This is a genomic window from Halomarina pelagica (assembly GCF_024228315.1).
Lineage (GTDB): Archaea > Halobacteriota > Halobacteria > Halobacteriales > Haloarculaceae > Halomarina > Halomarina pelagica.
Genome location: NZ_CP100455.1, coordinates 527,471 through 549,827, shown reverse-complemented (window position 1 = coordinate 549,827; position 22,357 = coordinate 527,471). Strand labels below are relative to the sequence as shown.

Sequence of the window (22,357 nt, the reverse complement as noted above, 5' to 3'; positions counted from 1 at the left end):
CTGCCGACCGGTTCAGTTCCGGGCGAGCGCGCACGATCGCTCACCGTTTCAGCAGTTCGACCTCTACTCCCTTGCTCGAACTCACCAGGAGACCGGCGATGTCTTCCTCGAGGCGCTTCCCCGACAGGCTAGCCGCGGATCCGCAGACGCAGATCGCCCCCAGGGCGCGGTCGTCGGCGTTCCGGATCGGGACCGCGACCGCGTTGACGCCCTGTTCGGTGCTACTCCGATCGATCGCGAGCCGTTGATCGCGAACCCTACCGAGTTCCGTCCGCAGTTCGTCGTCGATCTCCACCGAGATGTCGGCACAGAGCGTGTCCGTGCCGAGCGGTGAGCTGAAGGCGAGGATCGCCTTCCCCGCCGTCGATTCGACCATGGGCCTTCGTTCGCCTTCCTCCAGCGCCTTCGATCCCCCTCCGTGAGCGCAGTAGACGTTCACGACCTCGTCGCGCTCCGGGACCGCGAGCGCCACCGATTCGCCGGTCGTGCGAGCCAGGTTGTCCACGTACGGTTTCGCGATCTCGAACAGCGTCTGCCGCCGACGGACTTCGTTTCCCAGATCGAAAAATCTGAGGCTGAGGGAGTACTTCGAGTCCGCCTTGTTCACGTAGCCGACCCGGTAGAGCGTGTCGAGGTGTTTGTAGACGGAACTCTTCGAGTAGCCCAGACGCGTCGCGAGTTCCGTCACTCCGGCTCGTTCGAGCGTTCTCAGCGCCTCCACGATCCGAAACGCCTTCACCACGGTCTGGATCACGTGCGCGTCATCTGTAGTCACGATCATGTACTATCCGCATCATCGATCATAATGTTTCCTACTTCGAACGAGAACGGGAGGTCGGGGAGCGACGGACGCGTTCGCGCCGCCCGTCGTGTCGCGCTCCCCCCTACGGACCACGAACCGCGGCGATCGATCGTCGAGAGCGGGAGGTTCGTTTCCCGTGAGGAAACGGCCGGAGGGAGCCAGTGAAGCGACGCGGAAGGTGCGAAACGAGACCGGAGGGGCCGGCCGCCGTCGGCGGTCTCCGGCGACGACGCCGCAGCACTCCTCTCGCGTCGTCGGGGCGGTCTGTCGGTCGCGGGAGTTCTACGTCGACCGTTCGCCCCCGAAAGGGAGCAGATGCGGGCCGTCGCGATACCGCCGGCCCATCGTCCGGTCGTGCGTTTCCCATTTCGAAGCGTCGCTGAGAGGACGCGATGTCGTTCCCCGTTCGTCGCCGATTCGGCGGAATAGCGGGCCGTCGCGGCGAGCCGTTGGACTGCGGAGGGATAACCGAAAACGTGATCGAAGCACGTCGCCGCGCGATCGACCGGGGCACGGCGCGGCACGGCACGGCGCGAAGCGAGCGCGGGAGGCGGTCGAGTGGTGAGTCGGACTATCCCGTTCAGTCGGAGGCGGGAAGGTAGTCCGTCCGGCGCGTGAGCACGCTCCGGTCGGTCTCGGCGTCGAAGAGGTGGAGGCTCGACTCGTCGAACGAGACGTCGACGACGCTACCGACCGAGGGTCGTACTCCGCTCGGCGTTCGGAGGATGCACTCGTCCTCGCCGACGGTGACGTACACGTAGTTGTCGCTCCCGACCGGTTCGACGACGTCGACGGTCGCCCGGATGCTGTCGCCGGCCGCCTCGTCGCCGAGGTGGATGTGTTCGGGACGGACGCCCAGGATCAGCGCGTCGCCGTCGGTCGCGTCGACGCGGTCGACGAACTCCTCCGAGAGCGCGTACTCGAACGACGGCCCGACGAGGGTGGCGTCGCGGAGCGTGACGTCGAAGAAGTTCATCGAGGGGCTCCCGATGAACTCGGCGACGAACCTGTTGACCGGCTGGTGATACACCTCGTCCGGGGTCCCGACCTGCTGGAGCGCGCCGGCGGCGAGGACGACGATCCGATCGGACATCGTCATCGCCTCCTCCTGGTCGTGGGTGACGTAGATGGTCGTCGTGTTCAGGTCTTCCTGGATCCGCTGGAGTTCGGTCCGCATGTGGACCTTCAGCTTCGCGTCGAGGTTGCTGAGCGGTTCGTCCATCAGGAACGCCTCCGGGTCGCGGACGATCGCGCGGCCGGTCGCGACGCGCTGCTGCTGCCCGCCCGAGAGGTTCCCCGGCCGCTGGTCGAGCAGTTCCTCGATGCCCATCATCTCGGCGGCCTCCTCGACGCGAGACTCGATCTCGTCGTCGGGGAGGTCCGTCGTGAGTTTGAGACCGTACGACATGTTCTTCCGAACCGTCATGTGGGGGTAGAGCGCGTAGTTCTGGAACACCATCGCGATACCCCGTTTCTGCGGGGGGACGTCGTTCACGACGCGGTCGCTGATGCTGATCTCCCCGTCCGTGATGTCCTCGAGTCCGGCGAGCATCCGGAGGAGGGTCGACTTGCCGGACCCCGAGGGCCCGACGATGGAGACGAACTCCCCGTCCTCGATGTCCATGCTGAACCCGTCCACCGCCACGATGGACCCGTCGTACTCTTTCCGCACTCCGTTGAAGCTCACGCTACTCATGGGATTGCGTGTCACATAGGGACGGTCCTACATAAAAATATATGCTCTCTCACGCTCGGTGCGGTTCGGAGACGCGGACGTCGGACGCCGCCCGCCGAACGATAGCGAAAATTTATGTAGATGGGCACGATTCGTAGGAGTGGTATGTCAAGCAATAGCGAGAGGTCGTCGCGCCTCGGCAGGCGCGCCTTCGTGGCGACCGCCGGTGCGGCCGGCGTCGCCGGACTCGCAGGCTGTATGGGCGGGAACAGCGGTACGAAGTCCGGCGGAGGCGGCGGGAAGAACGGGACCACCACCGTCGAGTTCTGGACGCTCTTCGGCGGCGGGGACGGGAAGGCGATGAAGCAGATGGTCGGGACGTTCAACGAGCAGCACGACTCCGTCCAGATCAAGCGACAGCGCCTCCCCTGGGATCAGTACTACAACAAGCTCTACACGGCGCTGACCGGAGGTAACCCGCCGGACCTGGCGGTCGTCCACGCGACGCGCCTCGCGAAGTACGCCGACGTGGTCGAGCCGCTCGGCGATATGGCCGGGTCGAACGTCGGCGACAAGTACGTCTCCTCCATCTGGAAGAAGATGAACGTGGACGGAAAGCGCCTCGCCCTCCCGCTCGACACGCACCCGGCCGGCTACTGGTACAACAAGGACATCTTCGAGCAGGCCGGTCTCGACCCGGAGAAACCGCCGGAGTCGGCCGAGGAGTTCGAGCGCGCCTGCAACGCCATCGTCGAGAAGACGGGCAAGCTGGCGTTCAGCCCGGCACCGTACGGCATGACCGAACTGCTGCGCGACTACTTCCTCCGCCTCCGCCAACTCGACGGCCGGCTGCTGACGGAGGACGGAAAGAAGGCGGCGTTCGACAGCCAGAAGGGCGTCGAGGTGGCCGAGTACCTCGCGAAGGTCAGCGGGACGTGGAACTGGGACAAGGCGTCGATCGGTAACAACCGCGGGACGAAGGCGTTCCGCGCCGGCGACCTCGCGATCCTCCAGAACGGGACGTGGTACTACAGCGTCGCCGAGCAGCAGGACTTCGACTACGGCATGTTCCGGCCGTTCGTCCAGCCCGGGAAGGTGCAGAACGCGACGTGGGCCAACAGCCACACGCTCGCGATCCCGCGGAACCCGAAGCGGAGCGACGCGGCCTCCGAGGCCGCCGTCACCGCGGCCAAGTGGCTCACCCAGGAGGGCGGCCTGACGTGGGGCACCGTCGCGGGACACCTGCCGGCGAGTCAGTCGGCGCTCGAAGCCGACGAACTCCGCAACGCGACGGTCTGGAAGAAGTCGCTGAAGACGTTCTACGAGATCGCGAAGGCCGACGAGATCGCGTACGTACCGCGAAACGAGAAGGTCACGGAGTACAAGGAGCCGATCATGAAGAACCTCTCGCAGATCTACACGCAGAAGGTCCCGCCGAAGCAGGGTATCTCGCAGGCCGCCAAACGGGTCGACCAGATCCTCTCGTCGTGATGTCGATCGCAACTCGAATCACCGGCCGCTTCCAACGGCTGAAGGGCGTGACGAGCGGGTACGCCGAACGGGAGTCGCTCGAGGGCGTCCTCTTCGCCCTCCCGTACCTCGTGGTGTTCTCGCTGTTCCTCCTCTATCCGCTGTTGAAGGGGCTCTACATGAGTTTCTTCGACTGGAACGCGATCTACCCCTCCGAGTCGGAGTTCATCGGGTTCGGTAACTACGCCCGGATGCTGTCGGACCCGCTGTTCTGGACCTCGGTGAAGAACACGGTGTACTTCGTCGTCCTGACCGTCCCGACGCTGGTCGTCCTGGCGCTGTTCCTGGCGCTGGGCGTCAACCGGAACGTGAAGGGGAAGAAGGCGCTCCGCGCGGTCTTCTTCAGCCCGTACATCCTGACGGTGTCGGTCGTGACGCTCATCTGGCTCGAGATCTACGGCGCTCAGTACGGCCTGCTCAACTACTATCTCGGGCTGATCGTGGCGAACCCGCCGGATCTGCTCAACTCGGAACTCTTCGCGATGCCGGCCATCGCGCTGACGACCATCTGGTGGACGCTCGGGTTCAACTTCGTCATCCTGTTCTCGGCCCGCCAGAGCATCCCCGGCCGGCTGTACGAGGCCGCGAAGATCGACGGTGCCGGAAGCTGGAACACGCTCAGGGACATCACGCTGCCGCAGATGAAGCCGGCGCTGTTGTTCGTGACCGTCGTCCAGTTCATCGCGTCGTTCCAGGTGTTCGGACAGGTGTTCATCATGACCGGCGGGGGACCGGGGAACTCGACGGAGACGATCGTGATGTACCTGTACGACATCGCCTTCCAGAGCCACGAGTTCGGCTACGCCGCCACCGTCGGTTACTTCCTGTTCGTCGTGCTCGTCGGCGTCTCGCTCGTGAACTACCTCGTCATCGGGAGGAACGATGAGTAACCGAAGCGAACCGAGCGTCGCGGGCCGCATCGACGTCGGATCGATCCGAACCGCCGGCGTGTACGTCGCGCTGTACGGGACGGCGTTTCTCTTCGTCGTCCCGTACCTGTGGATGCTGTCCACGTCGGTGAAGCCGAGAGACCAGTTGTTCTCGCAGGTCCCCCACTGGATCCCGAGCACGATCACGTTCGAGTGGTACCGGCAGGTGCTCGCGGGGTCGATCATCGAGACGTGGATGCTCAACACGATCCTGATCGCGACCGCGACGACGGTGATCGTGCTCGTGTTCGACTCGCTCATCGCGTTCTCGCTCACCCGCCTCGACTGGCCGGGGAAGAACGTCGTGCTGACGGTCATCGTCGCGAGCTTCATGGTGCCGGCGTACGTCAATATCGTGCCGCTCTACACGCTCGTCGCCGATCTCGGCCTCCTCAGCAGCTACTGGGGGGTCGTCCTCCCCCTGACGGCGGGACCGCTCGGGGTCTTCCTCCTGGTACAGTTCTTCCGGGACTTCCCCGACGAGATCGAGGAGGCGGCGCGGCTGGACGGCTTCTCGTCGCTCCAGATCTACCTGCGGATCCTGCTCCCGCTGATGAAGTCGCCGCTGACGGCGCTCGCGCTGTTCACGTTCGTCACGACGTGGAACCAGTTCCTCTGGCCGCTGCTCGTGTTGCAGTCGGAGGGATCGTACACGCTCGCCATCGGGCTGGTGACGCTCACCAGCACGAACGTCTTCCAGCCGGGGCTGACGATGGCGGCGACGCTCATCGCGTCGCTCCCGCTGTTCGTGGTGTTCCTGCTGCTGCAGGACTACCTGATCGACGCGGTGCAGATCCAGGGGACGACCGGATGACCGGCGACTCCGATCTCGCGCGGCTTCGGTCGGCCCTCAGCGAGACGGGGCGGTTCGTCTACCGCCACGCCGCCGCGCTCGTCGGCGTGAGCGTGGCGTGGTTCGTCGCCTCCCTCCCGCTCGTCACGATCGGCCCGGCGACCCTCGGCGCGTACGCGGCGATACGGTCGCTGCGCGAGACGGGACGAGTCGATCGCGGGACCGTCGCCGAACGGCTGCGGGCGAACGGCGTTCACGCGCTGTTGCTCGGCGCGCTACCGATCGTCCCCGCGCTGGCCGCCGGCCTGTACGCGGGCGACTACCTCGCGTCGGGAACCGCGCTGAGCGCCGCGCTCACCGTCGCGTGCGCCTACGCCGCCCTGTACGCGGTGCTCGTGCTCGTGCCGGCGTTCGTGTCGCTCTCCGACGGCGCGACGGTCGTCGAGGCGCTCCGGTTCGGCCGCACACAGGTCACGGGACATCCGACGCTCGCGCTCACGACGGCGCTCCTGACCCTGACCGTACTCGTCGCGACCGTCGCGCTCACCGTCGGGTTCGTCCTGCTGTTTCCCGCGGTCGCCTTCTCGCTGCACCTGTTCCTCTTCGACTTCGATCGGGAGGACGCGGGAGACGAGCGCGGGACCGCGGGCATCGTCCGCCACTCGAATCGCCTGCCGACCGAACTCTGAGGACAGCACGTGAACGAACGACTCTCCGAGGACACTACATGAACGAACTAGATCGAACCCGGGAACGGACAGACGCACAGTCGTATCGAACCGAACGATCGATGAACGGACCGTGGGAGTTCGCGCTCGACCCCGACGACGAGGGGCGTCGCGACGGCTGGTACGGGCCGGACGCTGACTGGCCCGAGACGACGACCGTGGACGTACCGCACGCGTGGCAGGAGCGGGAGGAGTACCTCGAGTACACGGGCGTCGCGTGGTACCGCCGCCGGATCGAGGTCTCCGAGGTCGGGGGTGACGAACGCGTCGCGCTCCGGTTCGGGGCGGTCGACTACGAGGCGACCGTCTGGGTCGACGGCGAGGAGGTGGGGACGCACCGCGGCGGCTACCTCCCGTTCGAGTTCGACGTCACGGACGAGTCCGGCGGGGGCGAGAGCACCGTCGTCGTGCGTGTCGAGGACCCCGAGGACGTCTCTGAGATCCCGCACGGCAAACAGGGCGCTCCCTGGTACACCCGCGTGAGCGGTATCTGGGGGGACGTCTCGCTCCGGACGCGGCCCGGGACGCGGACGACGAGCGCGCGCGTCACGCCGAACCTCGAGACGGACGCGGCGGAAGTCGAGCTAGCGGTCGAGATCGCGGACGGGCGACGGGACGTGACGGCTGTCGTCGCCGCCGCGACCGACGGAGAGACCGTCGCCGAGGCGACGACCGAACTCGACGCCGACGGCTCGGCGCGCGTCGAACTCGACATCGACGATCCGGTCTACTGGACGCCCGAGACCCCGCACCTCTACGACCTCACGGTCCGCCTCCGCGCCGACGGCGAGACCGTCGACCGCTACGAGGACTACTTCGGCATGCGGAGCTTCGAGACGACCGGGGACCGGTTCCTCCTCAACGGCGAGCCGATACGGCTCCGCGGCGCGCTCGACCAGGGCTACTACCCCGGGACGCTCTATCGTCCCTTCGAGGACGACCTCTTCGAGCGCGAGATCCGGATCGCGAAGGAACTCGGGTTCAACCTGCTCCGAAAGCACATCAAGCCCGCGCACCCCGACTTCGTCGAGGCGGCCGACAGGCTCGGCATCCTCGTCTGGGAGGAACCGGCGAACCCGACGGTCTGCACGGAGCGCTCGAAGCGGGAGGTCCGCGAGCAACTGCGAGGGTTCGTCGAGCGCGACTACAACTCCCCGAGCGTGGTTCTCTGGAGCCTCTACAACGAGGAGTGGGGGATCGGGAACCCGCAGGGTCTCGACGAGGAGACGAGCCTCTGGACCGACGAGGAGAAACAGGCGTACCTCGTGGAGCTGTACGAGACCGTCCGCGAGTGGGACCCGACGCGTCCCGTCTGCGACAACTCCGGGTGGGCGCACGTCGCCACCGACGTCAACGACTACCACCGGTACTTCGTCAGCCCCGACCGCGCGGACGCGTGGGCGGACGACCTCGACCACGTCCTCACCCACCCGGCGGACAACTACGCCGCGACCGAGACCGACCCGTCGGAGGCGCCGATCGTCGTCTCCGAGTTCGGCACGTGGGGGTTGTGCGACGTCGACGCGCTCAGGGAGCGGTACGGCGGCGAGCCGCCGTGGTTCGACCACGAGTTCTTCGACGACCCCATCAAGCGCCCCGCGGGGGTGGACGAGCGCTACGAGGACTCCCACCTCTCGACGGTCTTCGACGGATTCGAGGACCTCGCGTCCGTCTGGCAGGAGCGGGAGTTCGTCTCCGTGGCCGACGTCATCGGACAGATGAGAACCCGCGAGGACGTCGCGGGCTACGTCATCACCGAGTTCTCGGACATCGAGTGGGAGTTCAACGGGCTACTCGACTACCACCGCGAGGAGAAGGCGTTCTGTGATGCGTTCGCCGCGGTGAACGGGCCGGTGATGGTCCGGCTCGAACCGCACGCGCGCTCGGCCTGGAGCGGGGAGGACGTCCCGGTCGACGTCGTCGTGGTCAACGACGCCGCCGACCCGATCGACGCCGACCTCTCGTGGGAGGCGTTCGGCCGGTCCGGGACCGTCGCGGTCACCGCCGATCCCGCGAGCGTGACGCGCATCGACGAGGCGTTCGCCGTCACCGCGGACGTGACCGGCGTCGCGTCGGACGAGCTGACGGTCTCGCTCGAAACGCCCGCCGGAGAGGTTACCTCGACCGAGCGACTCTGGGTCGCCGAGCGCGAGTTCGACGGCGACGGCGTCGCGGCGTTCGTCCGCGGCGCGATAAGCCCGCAGATGGCGGCCGCGGACAACGGCGTCGACGTTCAGCACGACCTCGACGGGGACGTCGACGTCGCCATCGTCACGGAGCTGGACGACTCCGTCCGGGCGTTCGCCGAGGAGGGCGGCGCGGTCCTCCTCGTCCCCGACGCCGACGGCTCGATGACCGACGGGAGCCCCTTCGAGTTCCGCGAGCTTCCGGCCACGGAGAGCTGGAACCTCGTCTCGTCGCTGCTCTACGGCGACTCGGCGCTGGTGGCCGATCTGACCGTCGACCGCCGTCTCGGATGGGCGTTCGACGGACTCTACCCCTACGCGGTCGCGACGGATCTCGAGGCGACCGACGAGGTACACGTGGGATACGTCGAGGGCTGGCTCGTCAACGAGGCGACGCCGCTCGCGACGCGCGACCTGGGGGCCGGAACGATCACCGCCTGCACGTTCCGACTCGCCGACGGCTACGGCGACCACCCGACGGCAACGGTACTTATGAACGACCTCCTCGAAACCATCGTACGCGAATGAGAATCACCGACTACGAACTCTACGCCGTCCCGCCGCGGTGGCTGTTCCTGCGCCTCGAGACGAGCGACGGCCGCGTGGGCTGGGGCGAGCCGGTCGTCGAGGGCCGCGCGCGCACCGTCCGCGCCGCCGTCGAAGAACTGATGGACACCTACCTGCTGGGCGAGGATCCGATGCCCATCGAGGACCACTGGCAGACGATGTACCGCGGAGGGTTCTACCGCGGCGGCCCCATCCTCATGAGCGCCATCGCCGGCATCGACCAGGCACTCTGGGACCTCAAGGGCAAGGCGTTCGACGCGCCGATCTACGAGTTGCTCGGCGGTCGGGCGCGCGACCGCGTCCGCGTCTACCAGTGGATCGGCGGTGACCGACCGGCGGACGTGGGTCGAGCCGCCGCCGAGAAGGTCGAGGAGGGGTTCACCGCGCTGAAGATGAACGCCACGCCGGAACTCCGCCGCGTCGATACCCCGGCCGCGGTGGGAGCGACGGTCGACCGTCTAGGGGCGGTCCGGGAGGCGGTGGGGCCGGCGGTGGACGTGGGAGTGGACTTCCACGGGCGGGTGTCGAAACCGATGGCCAAGCGGCTGGCGAGCGCGCTCGAACCGCACGAACCCTTCTTCATCGAAGAACCCCTCCTTCCGGAGCACACCGACGCGCTCCCCGAGATCGCCGCCCACACCTCGACGCCGATCGCCACCGGCGAACGCCTCTACTCGCGCTGGGACTTCAAGGAGGTCTTCGAACAGGGCGTCGTGGACGTGATCCAACCCGACCTCTCGCATGCTGGGGGGATCACGGAGGTGAAGAAGATCGCGGCGATGGCCGAAGCCTACGACGTGGCGATGGCCCCGCACTGCCCGCTCGGACCGATCGCACTCGCCGCGTGCGTGCAGGTCGACGCGTGTTCGCCGAACGTGCTCATCCAGGAGCAGAGCCTCGACATTCACTACAACGAGGGCGGCGACGTCCTCGACTACCTCGCGGATCCGAACGTCTTCGAGTACGAGGACGGCTACGTCCGCCTGCCCGACGGTCCGGGGCTAGGCATCGAGATCGACGAGGACTACGTGCGTGAGCGGGCGGGGGCGGTCGACTGGCACAATCCCGTCTGGCGACACGACGACGGCAGCGTCGCGGAGTGGTAGGTCGCGGGACGCGAACGGTTCGTACCGGCCGATCCGGCTTCGTCACGGAGCGACCCCGTGACGCGGTTCCGTGACGCCTTCCGGCTACCGCTCGTGGACGATCGGTACCTTCTCCTTGACGCTCGGGAACGTCCCGTCGACGATCGGCCACCCGTTCTTCCAGCGTAGCGGATCGAGCATCATCGGCCGTCGGGGTGCGCCGCTGGGCAGGGAGGCGGGTTCGTCGCGCTCGTAGGCGTGATACAGGAGCCAGCGGTTTCCCGCGTCGTCGGTGGCGACCGAGTTGTGCCCAGGGGCGGCGAATTGCTCGCTGTCGTCGACGACGAGCCGACCGTGCGAGTCGATCACGTCCCGGCCGTACTCGTTGCGGTAGGGACCGAGCAGGGAGTCGGACCGCGCGACCTCGTTACCGGTCGTGCTCGTCGTAGGCGGCGGTGATGCGGTCGCGCTGGTCGTCGGAGAGCGAGACGTCGACCGCGTCGACGTTCTCGTCCAGTTGTTCGACGCTCCTCGCGCCGACGATCGGGACGCACGTGAACGCCGTCCGGTCCATCAGCCAGCGGAGCGCGACCTGCGCGGGCGTCGCCCCCTCCTCCTCCGCGACCGCGCGGACGGCGTCGAGGGTCCGCCACTGCCGGTCGTCGAAGCGGTCGGTCCACGAGTAGCGGTCGCCGCGCGACCCGGCCGGGCTCTCGCCGTCGCGCTCGTACTTGCCGGTGAGAAAGCCCTCCTCCAGAGGCGACCACGGGCAGACCGCGAGGTCCTGATCGGCGCAGACCTCGAGGTACTCCGCCACCTCGTCGCGGTGGGCCGCGTTGAACTTCGGCTGGGTGACCTCGAAGCGCTCCCAGTCGTGCACGTCGCTCCTCCAGAGCGCCTTCGTCAGCTTCCACGCCGCCATCGACGACGCGCCGAGGTAGTTCACCCGCCCCTCCTCGACGAGGCCGTTCAGCGTCGAGAGCGTCTCCTCGATCGGCGTCTCGTCGTCCCAGCGGTGGATGTAGTAGACGTCGAGGTAGTCGGTGCCGAGGCGGTCGAGCGTCCCCTCGATCTCGGCGCGGATCGTCTTCCGCGAGAGGTTCTCGCTCACCGGGGACTCCATCGTCCAGTACACCTTCGAGGCGATCACGAAGTCCTCGCGGTCGCGCTCCGCGAGCCAGTCGCCGATCCACTCCTCGCTCAGGCCGCCGCCGTAGCCGTTCGCCGTGTCGATGAAGTTTCCACCCCGTTCGGCGAACGCGTCGAGCAGTTCGTGGGCCGTGTCGCGGTCGGTCTCGAGGGTGCCGTCGGACTCGTGGCCGAATCGCCACGTACCGAAGCAGAGCGGTGATACCTTCGTGCCGGTGGAACCGAGGGAGACGTACTCCATACCGAGAGATGGACCGACCACCCCGAAACACCTCGCATTTCGGTAATCGCTTCCGATAGAACCGTTCGCTATCCGATCGTCACTTCCGTGCGCTCGGAACGGGCGCTTCCGCCGAGGGGGCCTGCCCTTCGACGGTGGGAAAGCCGTCCCTCCAGACGAGCCTGTCGAGCATGAGCGAGCGTCGGGGCGTGCTCTGGACGAAGTAGTTCGGGTCCTCGTAGGCGTGGTACAGCATCCAGTCGTCGCCCGCGTCGTCGCGAACGACGGTGTTGTGGCCCGGTCCGACGAACGTCTCGGTCCCCTCGACGACGAGGCGTCCCGCTCCCGTCATCAGGTCGGTCCCGTCGGCGTCGAGGTACGGCCCCCGCAGCGACTCCGATCGCCCGACCGTCACGTGGTACGTGCTCGTCATCCCCTCGCAGCAGGAGCCGACCGAGCCGAAGAGGTAGTACCGGTCGTCGCGCTCGAAGACGAACGGTCCCTCGAACGCGTCGCCCGCGATCTGGAACGGTTCGCCCGCGACGGACAGCCCGTCGGCGGCGAGTTCGACGCCGTAGATCCCGTGGAAACTCCCCCAGAACAGGTAGGGCACGCCCTCGTCCACGTAGAAGAAGGGATCGATGGAGTTCTCGACGCCGATCTCCTCGCTGGTGAACAGCTTCCCCCGGTCCTCGAACGGTCCCGCCGGGGAATCGGCGACCGCGACGCCGATGCCCGGGTTGGGGTCGCCCCAGACCGACACCGAGTAGTAGAGCAGATAGCGACCGCGGTGGCGGGCGATTCCGGGGGCCCAGATGCCCCCCTCGTCCTTCCAGTCGGGGCGCTCGGTCAGCGCCTCGCCGACGTACTCCCAGCGCACGAGGTCGGTCGAGCGGACGATGGGGACGAGACGCGTCCCCTCGCCGTCGTACCAGTCGTCGCCCGTCGCGTAGGCGTAGTAGGTGCCGTCCTCGGTCCGGAGCGCCGTCGGGTCGGCGAAGATCGGTTCGAAGACCGGGTTCGAGTACGTCTCCGTCTCGGGCGTCACGGATTCCAGCGCCCCCGAACAGCCCGCCACCGCCGGCGTCGAGGCGCAGCCGAGCGTACGCAGTAGTTGCCGTCGTCTCATGACAACGAGAGTCACGGAACGCGGGCATATATGCTTACGCATGGAAACGACGCGCCGTCGATCGGTCGTCGATCGGCCGTCGATCGACCATCGATCGGTCGTCGTCCTCGACGTCCGCTCACGGATCGGACGCGGGGACCGTCACCCGGGTCAGCGAGAAGGGCGGAAGCGAGAGCGAGAGCCTCCCGTCGCGTATGCTCGCGGTTCCCTCCGACGGCGACACGCGTTCGGGCGTCTCGTAGGTGTTCTCGGCGTGCATCGTCTCCGCGTCGAGCGTCGTCACCGCCGCCGTACCCCCGTCGGTCACCGCCTCGACGTCGAGCGAGAGCGAGATCGGCTCGCCGCTCCGCCGGTTCACGAGCGAGAGGTGGACCGCCGACCCGTCCGCCGCGAGCACCGCCATCGGGTCGACCGCCGGCACGCCGTCGAAGGCATCGATCCGGCCGAAGGAGCGACCGGTCGAGACGGTACCGCACGCGAGGTCGATCCCCAGCGGCGTCCCGCCGGCGAGCGGTTTCAACAGAACGTGGCCGTAGTGGGCGGGGTCGGCCCACGTCCGTTCCCGTCGCTTCCGGAGGCCGCCGCCGTGATTGACTGTCGCCGAGTGGGTGACCAGCCGGACGAACTCGCCCATCCTGATGCACTCGTGGAGTATCGTCGCGTCGTACAGCGGCTCCGAGATCGTCGTCCGGGTCGGCATCGTCTCCGGGGAGAGCGGTCCGCCGTGGGTCTCCACCTCGCGATCGCGGACGAAGTCGGCGAACAACTGCAGTTCCGTGATCGCGAGCCCCGGCGCGTCGACGCCGACCGCCGCCATCCGATCGCGGAGTTCCCGGTACTCCCGTCCCAGCTGGTCCGCGTAGCCGAGGAAGGCGCGAAACAGTTCGTCTCCGTCCGTCGCGGATGAAACCGCGCCGCCGGTCAGGACGTGATCGGAGAGCACGGCGGCGTCGGCTCCCGCTCTCGTCAGGAGTTCCTCGTTCCAGCGGCTCTCCGGCGAGGTGCGGTTTCCACACGCCACGATCTCGACGTCGGGATCGGCGGCGAGCATCGCCTCGCGGAAGCGTCGGTAGCGGTCGGCGTTCCCCGCCGGCGTCGTCCACCCGACCTGCCAGCGGCCGAACAGCTCGTTACCGATCTCCCAGAACGTGACGCCGTACGGTTCGGGGTGCCCGTGGTCGGCCCGGAGCGCGCCCATCTCCGTCTCCGTCGATCCGTTGCAGTACTCGACCCACGCGGCGGCGTCCTCGGGGCGTCCGTCGCCCGCGTTGACGCAGATCATCGGTTCGCAGTCGACCGTCTCACAGAACCGAAGGAACTCGTCGGTTCCGAACAGGTTCGACTCGGCGCGACCCCACGCTGGGTTGACGCGCGACGGCCGTTCGTCGAGCGGGCCGACGCCGTCGCGCCAGCGGTACCCCGACGCGAAGTTCCCGCCGGGCCACCGGAGGAGCGGGAGGTCGGCCGCACGGAGATACGCGATCACCTCGGGATCAGCGCCGTGGAGGTGATCGTCGGGCGAGAGCGTCAGTCGGTCGAGGACGAGGTCCGCGTCGCCCTCCGCCGCGACCGTGACGCAGAACGCGTCGTCGAGCGGTGCGTCGGCGTCCTCGGGGAGGGTGATCTCGCTGTCGATCGTCGTCCACGCCCGCCCGACCGGAACCTCGACGCGCGCGAGTTCGGCCGTCGGCCGGGCGTCGTCGTCCGTTCGGTGAACGGACACCTCGACGGCGGTGGCCTCGGTCGCCCGGACGCTCCCGCCGAGTTCGTAGGTCCGCGTCCGGTGCAACGGGAGGTGGGTGTACTGTCGCAGTCCGGTTCCGTCCGCGCCAGAGACGCGCTGGGCCCGATCTCCCGCCCGTCCGACCTCGGGACTCAGCGTCGCACCGCCGGCCGGTAGCCACCCGAACGCACCCCCGGCGCGATACGACTCCCAGAGCCCGACCGGGTGGGGCAGGTCCCACCGTTCGCAGTACCGCTCGATGGCGACGCGGAGCGAGTTCGGGTCGTGTTCCGGCTGGATACCGCCGTCGGGGTGGTCGTCGCCGACCGGGAACTCCCACCGCCCGAACGTCGGGTTGAGCAGGATCTGCGCGTCCATGCCGTTGTAGACGTTCCGCCCGAGGTGCTCGCAGAACTTCCCGAGGAGGAACGGCGTCACGGGGGCGTCGCCTCGAACCGCCGGGGTCACGCGGATCGTCGCCTCGGCGGGGTCGCCCGCGTCCCGGTGTCGGAGGAGTTGGCGTTCGGTCATCACCTCGGACGTCGCGGAGCGGTCGCTTAACGTTGGTCCCGGGACCCCGCGCGCGGTGAACGGTAACCGTACCCCCCGGACGGTACCTCTATCGGGGCACGTGCACCCGGACGAGGGTGAAGACGAGGACGAGGCCGAAGACGAGGACGAGGCCGAAGACGAAGACGGCGAACGGGATCGCCCCGCCCGAACGAGCAAGGTCGAACGGGTCGCGAAGCGGTACCGATAACCGTGAAAGTAAGTACCCCCTTCTTCGAAGCGAAGATGCCGATAATATCAACGTAGTCGGTAAAGACGGACGGGGGCTGGACGGTCACTCGGAACCCGTCTCAGTCACAGTCGGTCGAATGACCGTATCCGCCGAGTAGGACCGTCCGCTGTACGACCGAGGCGATCGCCGGATCGGCCGAGATCGCCGACGGGTTCGAGACCCGGTCTGTGGGGTTTCCGCGGCGCTCGACCCGTTCGTCCTGATCCGTCGACCGGCGGGTCAGATCAGCAGCGGTGACGCGCTTGCCGGCGTTCTCGGGTCCTGGCTCCGCGATTTCGGACTGGTACACGGCGTCCCGTTCGCGGACGTCGGAACCGACCTCGGGCGCGCCGAGTGGTCCGTCACCTCGAGAAACCAGCGCGCGTGGACGCTCGCGAGATCGCCGTACCTCCCCGCAGGACATCGATCCGCGCGAAACCGTGCCCGTCGGGCGCACGTCGTTCGGTACGTTCGCTCTCGGGACGAGCGCAGACCCCCACGTTCTCCCGTTATCGGGGAGGGAAACTCCGCACCACCGCGCGGGCGGTTCCGTCCACCCGCCCCGTCCGCCTCCGGAACGTCCGCCTCCGGAACGTCCGGCGATTCTACCGGTACTCGTCTGTACCTCGGTGTGCGTCCCGCGCCGAAGCGGTACGAACGAGGACTGCCGCGCAGTCCGGACCCGGTACCCAGGTCCGGTCGGCGTCGTCGCGGGACGCTACTCCGGCCGTAACATCAATAGTTGGAGATAGTATTTAAGTAATAACTTTCGAGAAATCACTACTGATGTATATCGTCGATCGGAGGTCGGGAGTTGCCGTCCGACGGAGGAGGTGAAGTCGATACTCGAGTCTGTCGCCACGCGATCGGAGTACGAGCCGAGCGGTCGCTCCCGGCCGCTCCGAGAGCGGTTCACAGGCCGGGGAGAACGAGGCGTTCGGAGACGGACCGTCAGTCGCCAGCGGACGAGCGGCCGACGTCGGCGTCGGTCGCACCGACGCCGCTCACCCCGACCTCCGCTCCGACGTCGCAGTTCTTGATCGCCTCGCCGGTCCGTCGGTCGAACACGTGCAGGCGGTCCTCCGGGAAGACGACCTCGACGTGCTCGCCCTCCCGCACGACGCGCTCGCCGCTGACGCTCGCGGTGTACGTCCGCTCTCCGAGTTCGAAGTAGACGAACGTCTGGTCGCCGAGCGGTTCGATCACGTTCACGTCGATGTCGATGGCGTGACCTCCCGCCTCCCCGTCGGTCAGGCGGACGTCCTCGGGGCGGATTCCCAGCGTGAGCGCCTCGTCGGCGTCCGCGGCGGCGAGCGCCTCCCGGGCGGACCCCGAGAGCGGGTACGCGAACGCGTCGTGGACGAGTTCACCCGCCTCGGCGTCGTAGGCCACGTCGAAGAAGTTCATCGACGGCGACCCGATGAACCCCGCGACGAAGCGGTTCGCCGGCGCGTGGTAGCACTCGAGTGGCGTGCCGACCTGCTGGAGTTCGCCGCCGTCGAGGACGGCGACCCGATCGGCCATCGTCATGGCCTCCGTCTGGTCGTGGGTCACGTAGACGGTTGTCACGTCCAGTTCCTGCTGGAGCGCCTGGAGTTCGGTGCGCATCTGCGTCCGGAGCTTGGCGTCGAGGTTGGAGAGCGGTTCGTCCATCAGGAAGACCGCCGGGTCGCGCACGATGGCGCGGCCGAGTGCGACGCGCTGCTGTTGCCCGCCGGAGAGTTCCTTCGGCTTCTTCTCGAGGAGGTCCTCGATCCCCATCATCCGGGCGGCCTCCTCGACGCGTTCGTCGATCTCTCCGTCGGAGAGGCTCGTGCTCATCTCCAGACCGAACGACATGTTCCGTCGCGAGGTCATGTGCGGGTAGAGCGCGTAGTTCTGGAAGACCATCGCGATGTCCCGATCCTGCGAGCGGCGGTCGGTGATGTCGACGCCATCGAGGGAGATTGTCCCCTCCGTCGCGCTCTCCAGGCCGGCGATACAGCGGAGCGTCGTGGACTTGCCACAGCCCGACGGCCCGACCAGAACGAGAAACTCCCCGTCCTCGATGTCCATCGAGACGTCGTCGACGGCGACGATGTCACCCTCCGCGTTGCTGAACCGTTTGGTCAACCCCTGTATGCTAAGCTGTCCCATGTGAGTTTCTCGTTGTCGGTTATCAGTGTTAAATCTTCTTCTCCCGCGCCGGCGAACGGAACGGGCCCCGCCGGAGACGGACGGTCACATGCCCTTCATGCCGCCGCCCGCCAGCCCCTCGACGACCCACCGCTGGACGAGCGAGAACAGGACGACGACGGGGAGCATCGTCAGCGTCGCGGCGGTGAGGACCAGCCCCCAGTTGACGGTGTTCGAGGACTGGAACAACTGGAGACCGAATGGGAGCGTCCGCGTCGCGGCCGTCTGAGAGAGGATGGACACGGCGAGGTAGTCGTTCCACGACAGCACGAAGGTGTAGAAGCCCGCGACGGCCATGCCGGGGAGCGCCAGGGGGAAGACGACGTGGCGCATCACCTCGTACTGCGAACAGCCGTCCATCCTCGCCGCCTCGTCGAGCGACTCGGGGATGTCGTCGAAGTAGCCCTTCAGGAGCCACACGGCGAACGGCAGCGCGAACGCGGTGTGCGCCAGCACGATCCCGGTGTGCGTGTCGATGAGGTGCAGGTTGAACATCACCAGGAAGAACGGGATGAGCACCAGCACCCAGGGGAGCATCTGTGTGGAGACGTAGCCGAGCAGCAACACGCGCTTGCCGGGGAAGTCGAACCGGCTGAGCGCGTACCCTGCCAGCGATCCGAACAGGAGCGTCAGCGTCGTGGTCCCGGTCGCGACGACGATTGAGTTGACCGCGTAGCGCTGGAACTCCCCCTTCGTGAGGACGGTCACGTAGTGACCGATCGTCAACTCGGAGAGCGCGGGGAGGACGCGCCCGGAGTAGAGGACGCTCTCCGCGACCAGCGTCGAGAGGACGAGGTAGGCGATGGGCAGGAGGAGGAAGGAGAAGTACACCCCGAGGACCGCGTAGACGACGACGCCCCTCCTGGCGCTCACTTCCGTGCCGAGCCACGCGTCGAAGCGTTCGACGAGGCCGTTCGGCGACCGCGTCGACATCACCAGTCACCTCCGTCGATGCGGGCCGCGTCGGACGCCTCGCGCGCACCCTGCACTCCGGCCGGTGTGAGCGACGGGAGCGTCATTCGCCCACCCCCTCGAGTTTGACGTAGACGACGGTGAACGACAGCATGAGCACGAGCATCACGACGCCGATGGAGGCGGCGTACCCGAGCGCGTAGGAGCCGAACGCCTGCTTGTACACGTACGTGGCGAGCACCTCGGTCGACTGGAGCGGGCCGCCGCCCGTCGAGAGGTAGACGATGTCGAAGTTGTTGAACGTGAAGATGACGTGGAGGACGATCATGATCATCGAGACGTACGAGATCTGCGGGAGGGTTATGTACCGAAACTGCTGGAGCGGGCTCGCACCGTCCATCCGTGCTGCCTCGTACTGCGACTCGGGGATGCTCTTCATGCTCGCGAGGAGCGCGATGGCGAAGAACGGCATGTTGCGCCACACGTGCATCACGGTGATCAGTGGGAAGGCCCACGTCGTACTCCCGAACCAGTACTTTGTCGGGAGTCCGAGCGCCCCCAGCACGACGTTGACGATCCCGTAGTCGAGTTGCACCATCCACTGAAAGATGATGACCATCACGACGATCGGGAGCACCCACGTGACCATCGAGACGCTCCGGAAGATCGACATGCCGGGGACTTTCTGTTTGAGCACGAGCGCGAGACCCAACCCGAGGAGATACTCGAGCGAGACGGCGACGCCCGTCAGCAGGACCGTGTTCTTCAGCGCGAGCCAGAACGTCGGATCGCTCGCCATTCGGGAGAAGTTCTGGAGCGCGACGAACTCCGCCGAGTTCGGGTGGAGCAGCGACTTCTCGAGGAACGCCAGCGAGATCCCCCGAAGCGTCGGGTAGAGGACGATGACGCACAGCAGGAGCGTGGCCGGGAGGACGAGGCCGACGCCCAGCCACGTCTCGCCGATCAGCGAGCGGAACTCGTCCACGTACCGCGAGCGGTGGGATGCACGGCTGGACTCCGTGTTCGTCGTCACGATCTACACCTCGGACTCCAGCTCTTTCAGTCGGCTGTGGAGGTCCTTGCCTGCCCGATCGGGTGCCTTCTTCCCGTAGATGACCCGCTGCATCTCGCCGTAGAACGCCTTCCTGACCGGTCCCCAACTGATCTTCGCGAGCGGGGTACCCGTCTCGAAGACGTCGACGAACGGGAGCCAGTCCTCGTCGCTGAGCGTCGACTCGATGTCCTCGTGGACCGGGGTGGCGAGGTCGCCGCTGTTCGGCTCCGCCTGCTTCAACTGGCGGAAGGACTCGGGGCTGGTGAACAGGCTGACGCCCTCCCAGGCGAGGTCCGTCTGCTCGGAGTGCTTGTTGACCATGACCGGTTTCACCTCGAGGTACGTCCCTCGTCTCGCCGTACCGGCGTGGGGGAGGTGTGCGACGGCCGTCTTCTCGTTGAGGATCGTCTTCGTCCGCTCCGAGTTCGTGACTTCCTCACCGGTCGTCCAACCGCGGAGCCACGGCCCACACTCGATCATCGCGAACTGGCCGTTGAGGTAGCCGGGGTCGTTGACCTGCCAGCCGGTGCCGCGCTGGTCGGGGTTCGCGATCGGCTCGTCGGACGCCCACACCTGGTAGTAGAAATTATCGAACACCTGACCGAGCGCGTCGGCGCTGGCGACGAGCGTGGGACTCCCCCCCTCGTAGGTGTAGAGGGCGTCCGCGTGCTGATAGACGTGGGACATCCACTCCTGGAAGGCGCGCGTACTCCCCTTCTTCGTGCAGTTGTGGAATGCCCACATGTCGTCCTCGCGCTCGTTGATGACGCGGCCCGCCTCGAGGAAGTCCGCTGCCGTCTCCGGCGGTTCGAGTCCGTGTTTCTCGAAGACGTCCTTCCGGTAGATTAGCGCGCGGCCGTTCCCGGTGAACGGGAGGCCGTAGAGTTCCCCCCGGTAGGAGACCGCGTCGATGGCCCCGTCGACGTAGCCGTCGAAGTGCTCGAGGTCTTTCGCCCGGTCGGTGATGGGTTCGAGGAGGTCGGCCTTCACGAACTCGCTGAGGTGCGAGAGGACTCCCTCGATGTAGTCGGGATTTCCGCTCCGCGCTGACGTGAGGAACTTCTTCCGCCGGTCGGCGTACGGGAAGCCCGCGACCGTCACGTCGGTCCCCGTCTCCTTCTCGTACGACTCGTGGTACCAGTTCTCCCAGGGGTCGTCGACCTCGTCGGCGAAGTATTCGGTCCAGAAGATCGGCTTCCCGGAACCTCCACCGCCGCTTCCCCCGAGCGCGGCACAACCGGACAGCGATGCAGCGATCGTCGCGCTGGCTCCCGCCAGCACGGAGCGCCGGCTCACGCCGGGCGGCATGGCGTCTTCTAGCATGGTAGACAACGAAGAACCGAGGTAGAGGCATATATAAATTTCGGTCGACAGGAGTCGACACCCTCTCCGACCGGTGGACGTATAGATTTATACGGGAGAAGCTGGCATGCTCAGACGCATGCCACGGATAGCCTTCATCGGGGCCGGCAGTATGGTGTTCGCGACCAAGCTCGTCGGCGACGTCCTCTCCTTCGACGACCTCTCCGACAGCGAGATCGTCCTGATGGACGTCGACGAACGCCGCCTCGATCGGACCCGGCGGGTCGCGGACGCCATCGTCGAGAACGAGGGGCTCGACGCGACGGTCGAGGCCACGCTGGATCGACGGGCGGCCCTCGACGGCGCGGACTACGTCGTGAACATGATCAACGTCGGGGGCATCGAACCGTTCGAGAACGAGATCCGCATCCCCGAGGAGTACGGCGTCGAGCAAGCCATCGGCGACACGACCGGTCCGGGCGGCGTCTTCCGCGGCCTGCGGACGATCCCGACCCTGCTCGACGTCGCCCGAGACGTGGAGCGCCTCTGTCCCGACGCCCTCCTCCTCAACTACACGAACCCGATGGCCATCCTCTGTAAGGCCGTGTTCGACGCGACGACCGTCGAGACGGTCGGGCTCTGCCACAGCGTCCCGCACACCGCGGCGGCGATCGCGGACTACGCCGGCGTCCCCGAGGACGAACTCGACTACTGGGTAGCCGGCATCAACCACATGGCGTGGTTCCTCGAAGCGGAACACGACGGCGACTCCGTCTACCCGGAACTTGAAGCCGCCGCAGAGGACCCCGAGACGTACGAGCGGGACACGGTCCGCTTCGAGATGATGAAGCACTTCGGCGCGTTCCCCACCGAGTCCAGCCACCACGTGAGCGAGTACGTCCCCTACTTCCGGACGGACCCGGCGGTCGTCGAGGCGATGACCGGGACGGACTACGCCGAGCGGATGCCGACCGCCAGCTACCTGGAGGGATGGACCGAGCGCTCCGCGGCACGTGACGATCCGGCCCTCGAGCCCGACCTCGGCGAGGTGGGCGCGGAGCGCTCGGAGGAGTACGCCTCGCGGCTCATCCACTCGCTGGAGACGGGCACGCCGCGCCGGTTCAACCTGAACGTGAGCAACGAGACGAACGCCGTCGCGAACCTCCCGAACGACGCCTGCGTCGAGGTGCCCGTCCTCGTCGACGGCGCGGGACTCCACCCCTGCTCGGTCGGCGAACTGCCGCCCCAGCTCGCGGCGCTCGACCGCCAGCACACCGCCGTCTACGACCTCGCCGTTCAAGGGGCGCTGGAGAACGACCGCCGGAAGGTCCACCAGGCCGTCACGCTCGACCCGCTGACGAGCGCCCGGCTGACGCTCGAGGAGATCCACGAGATGGTCGAGGACCTCATCGAGGCCAACGAGGAGTACCTCCCCGACCTCGACTGGCCGGATTCCCCGTCGGACCGGCCGGTTCGGATGGAGGCGGACGACTGAGCACGCGTTCCGTTCACGATGCGTGAACGCACTGCGATCGACCGCCCGGGTGGAACTGTTTTCGCGGCCGCGCGTCGCCGGTCGATTCGCGGGTCGCGCGGCCGTTCGTTCACGCTGCGCGA

General features: G+C 67.2%; 18 protein-coding genes. 8 read left to right on the top strand and 10 right to left on the bottom strand.

Going from position 1 to position 22,357, the window contains the following annotated elements; all coding sequences use genetic code 11:
• Positions 1-40: 40 nt before the first annotated feature.
• Together NKI68_RS21070 and NKI68_RS21065 are read right to left on the bottom strand one after the other, a co-directional pair.
• Entirely contained in the window at positions 41-775 is a 735-nt protein-coding gene (locus NKI68_RS21070; protein ID WP_254546717.1) for an IclR family transcriptional regulator, read from the bottom strand.
• Between the two features lie 607 nt (positions 776-1,382).
• A complete protein-coding gene (locus tag NKI68_RS21065) occupies positions 1,383-2,498 on the bottom strand; it encodes an ABC transporter ATP-binding protein (protein WP_254546716.1) in 1,116 nt (371 codons plus the stop codon).
• A gap of 144 nt (positions 2,499-2,642) precedes the next feature.
• Here NKI68_RS21065 and NKI68_RS21060 point away from each other — a divergent pair, with 144 nt between their 5' ends.
• Genes NKI68_RS21060 through dgoD form a run of 6 tightly spaced genes read left to right on the top strand, consistent with a single transcriptional unit; the run spans position 2,643 to position 10,316 of the window.
• Positions 2,643-3,968: an extracellular solute-binding protein gene (locus tag NKI68_RS21060; protein ID WP_254546715.1), complete on the top strand. Its 1,326-nt coding sequence runs from the start codon at positions 2,643-2,645 to the stop codon at positions 3,966-3,968.
• Entirely contained in the window at positions 3,968-4,897 is a 930-nt protein-coding gene (locus tag NKI68_RS21055) for a carbohydrate ABC transporter permease (protein ID WP_368410982.1), read from the top strand. Before NKI68_RS21060 ends, NKI68_RS21055 begins: the two co-directional genes overlap by 1 nt.
• On the top strand, positions 4,890-5,750 hold the full coding sequence (locus NKI68_RS21050) for a carbohydrate ABC transporter permease (protein ID WP_254546713.1): 861 nt from the start codon (positions 4,890-4,892) through the stop codon (positions 5,748-5,750). Before NKI68_RS21055 ends, NKI68_RS21050 begins: the two co-directional genes overlap by 8 nt.
• On the top strand, positions 5,747-6,418 hold the full coding sequence (locus tag NKI68_RS21045; RefSeq protein ID WP_254546712.1) for a hypothetical protein: 672 nt from the start codon (positions 5,747-5,749) through the stop codon (positions 6,416-6,418). Before NKI68_RS21050 ends, NKI68_RS21045 begins: the two co-directional genes overlap by 4 nt.
• 38 nt (positions 6,419-6,456) lie before the next feature.
• Positions 6,457-9,171, top strand: coding sequence for a glycoside hydrolase family 2 protein (locus NKI68_RS21040; protein WP_254546711.1), 2,715 nt, complete (start codon positions 6,457-6,459; stop codon positions 9,169-9,171).
• On the top strand, positions 9,168-10,316 hold the full coding sequence (gene dgoD, locus NKI68_RS21035; RefSeq protein ID WP_254546709.1) for a galactonate dehydratase: 1,149 nt from the start codon (positions 9,168-9,170) through the stop codon (positions 10,314-10,316). Before NKI68_RS21040 ends, dgoD begins: the two co-directional genes overlap by 4 nt.
• An 84-nt stretch (positions 10,317-10,400) precedes the next feature.
• Here dgoD and NKI68_RS21030 read toward each other — a convergent pair whose 3' ends face one another.
• The 4 genes from NKI68_RS21030 to NKI68_RS21015 all read right to left on the bottom strand — a co-directional run bounded on the left by NKI68_RS21030 (position 10,401) and on the right by NKI68_RS21015 (position 15,047).
• On the bottom strand, positions 10,401-10,700 hold the full coding sequence (locus NKI68_RS21030) for a family 43 glycosylhydrolase (RefSeq protein WP_254547082.1): 300 nt from the start codon (positions 10,698-10,700) through the stop codon (positions 10,401-10,403).
• A gap of 22 nt (positions 10,701-10,722) precedes the next feature.
• A complete protein-coding gene (locus NKI68_RS21025) occupies positions 10,723-11,685 on the bottom strand; it encodes an aldo/keto reductase (RefSeq protein ID WP_254546708.1) in 963 nt (320 codons plus the stop codon).
• 79 nt (positions 11,686-11,764) lie between these two features.
• Positions 11,765-12,793 (bottom strand): family 43 glycosylhydrolase, encoded by a 1,029-nt coding sequence (locus NKI68_RS21020; RefSeq protein ID WP_254546707.1) that lies wholly within the window; start codon positions 12,791-12,793, stop codon positions 11,765-11,767.
• A gap of 118 nt (positions 12,794-12,911) precedes the next feature.
• Positions 12,912-15,047, bottom strand: coding sequence for an alpha-L-arabinofuranosidase family protein (locus NKI68_RS21015; RefSeq protein WP_254546705.1), 2,136 nt, complete (start codon positions 15,045-15,047; stop codon positions 12,912-12,914).
• A gap of 100 nt (positions 15,048-15,147) precedes the next feature.
• Here NKI68_RS21015 and NKI68_RS23650 point away from each other — a divergent pair, with 100 nt between their 5' ends.
• Positions 15,148-15,276, top strand: a complete 129-nt coding sequence (locus NKI68_RS23650) for a hypothetical protein (RefSeq protein WP_256562702.1) — start codon at positions 15,148-15,150, stop codon at positions 15,274-15,276.
• Between the two features lie 972 nt (positions 15,277-16,248).
• On the opposite strand, the gene NKI68_RS21010 is transcribed toward NKI68_RS23650, so the two are convergent.
• The 4 genes from NKI68_RS21010 to NKI68_RS20995 all read right to left on the bottom strand — a co-directional run bounded on the left by NKI68_RS21010 (position 16,249) and on the right by NKI68_RS20995 (position 20,761).
• Entirely contained in the window at positions 16,249-17,433 is a 1,185-nt protein-coding gene (locus NKI68_RS21010) for an ABC transporter ATP-binding protein (RefSeq protein WP_254546703.1), read from the bottom strand.
• Between the two features lie 84 nt (positions 17,434-17,517).
• Complete coding sequence (locus NKI68_RS21005; protein ID WP_254546702.1) at positions 17,518-18,405, bottom strand: carbohydrate ABC transporter permease; 888 nt, start codon at positions 18,403-18,405, stop codon at positions 17,518-17,520.
• An 82-nt stretch (positions 18,406-18,487) separates the two neighbouring features.
• Positions 18,488-19,417, bottom strand: a complete 930-nt coding sequence (locus NKI68_RS21000) for a carbohydrate ABC transporter permease (protein WP_254546701.1) — start codon at positions 19,415-19,417, stop codon at positions 18,488-18,490.
• Positions 19,418-19,420: 3 nt separating this feature from the next.
• Complete coding sequence (locus tag NKI68_RS20995) at positions 19,421-20,761, bottom strand: extracellular solute-binding protein (RefSeq protein ID WP_254546699.1); 1,341 nt, start codon at positions 20,759-20,761, stop codon at positions 19,421-19,423.
• A 118-nt stretch (positions 20,762-20,879) separates the two neighbouring features.
• Between NKI68_RS20995 and melA the strand changes: the two genes are divergently transcribed.
• Complete coding sequence (gene melA, locus NKI68_RS20990) at positions 20,880-22,235, top strand: alpha-galactosidase (RefSeq protein ID WP_254546698.1); 1,356 nt, start codon at positions 20,880-20,882, stop codon at positions 22,233-22,235.
• Positions 22,236-22,357 lie beyond the last annotated feature (122 nt).

Coding starts and splice junctions, on each gene's coding strand:
- NKI68_RS21065 (WP_254546716.1), bottom strand. CDS start 2,498: ATGAGTAGCGTGAGCTTCAACGGAGTGCGGAAAGAGTACGACGGGTCC.
- NKI68_RS21060 (WP_254546715.1), top strand. CDS start 2,643: ATGTCAAGCAATAGCGAGAGGTCGTCGCGCCTCGGCAGGCGCGCCTTC.
- NKI68_RS21055 (WP_368410982.1), top strand. CDS start 3,968: ATGTCGATCGCAACTCGAATCACCGGCCGCTTCCAACGGCTGAAGGGC.
- NKI68_RS21050 (WP_254546713.1), top strand. CDS start 4,890: ATGAGTAACCGAAGCGAACCGAGCGTCGCGGGCCGCATCGACGTCGGA.
- NKI68_RS21045 (WP_254546712.1), top strand. CDS start 5,747: ATGACCGGCGACTCCGATCTCGCGCGGCTTCGGTCGGCCCTCAGCGAG.
- NKI68_RS21040 (WP_254546711.1), top strand. CDS start 6,457: ATGAACGAACTAGATCGAACCCGGGAACGGACAGACGCACAGTCGTAT.
- dgoD (WP_254546709.1), top strand. CDS start 9,168: ATGAGAATCACCGACTACGAACTCTACGCCGTCCCGCCGCGGTGGCTG.
- NKI68_RS21025 (WP_254546708.1), bottom strand. CDS start 11,685: ATGGAGTACGTCTCCCTCGGTTCCACCGGCACGAAGGTATCACCGCTC.
- NKI68_RS21020 (WP_254546707.1), bottom strand. CDS start 12,793: ATGAGACGACGGCAACTACTGCGTACGCTCGGCTGCGCCTCGACGCCG.
- NKI68_RS21015 (WP_254546705.1), bottom strand. CDS start 15,047: ATGACCGAACGCCAACTCCTCCGACACCGGGACGCGGGCGACCCCGCC.
- NKI68_RS21010 (WP_254546703.1), bottom strand. CDS start 17,433: ATGGGACAGCTTAGCATACAGGGGTTGACCAAACGGTTCAGCAACGCG.
- NKI68_RS21005 (WP_254546702.1), bottom strand. CDS start 18,405: ATGTCGACGCGGTCGCCGAACGGCCTCGTCGAACGCTTCGACGCGTGG.
- NKI68_RS20995 (WP_254546699.1), bottom strand. CDS start 20,761: ATGCTAGAAGACGCCATGCCGCCCGGCGTGAGCCGGCGCTCCGTGCTG.
- melA (WP_254546698.1), top strand. CDS start 20,880: ATGCCACGGATAGCCTTCATCGGGGCCGGCAGTATGGTGTTCGCGACC.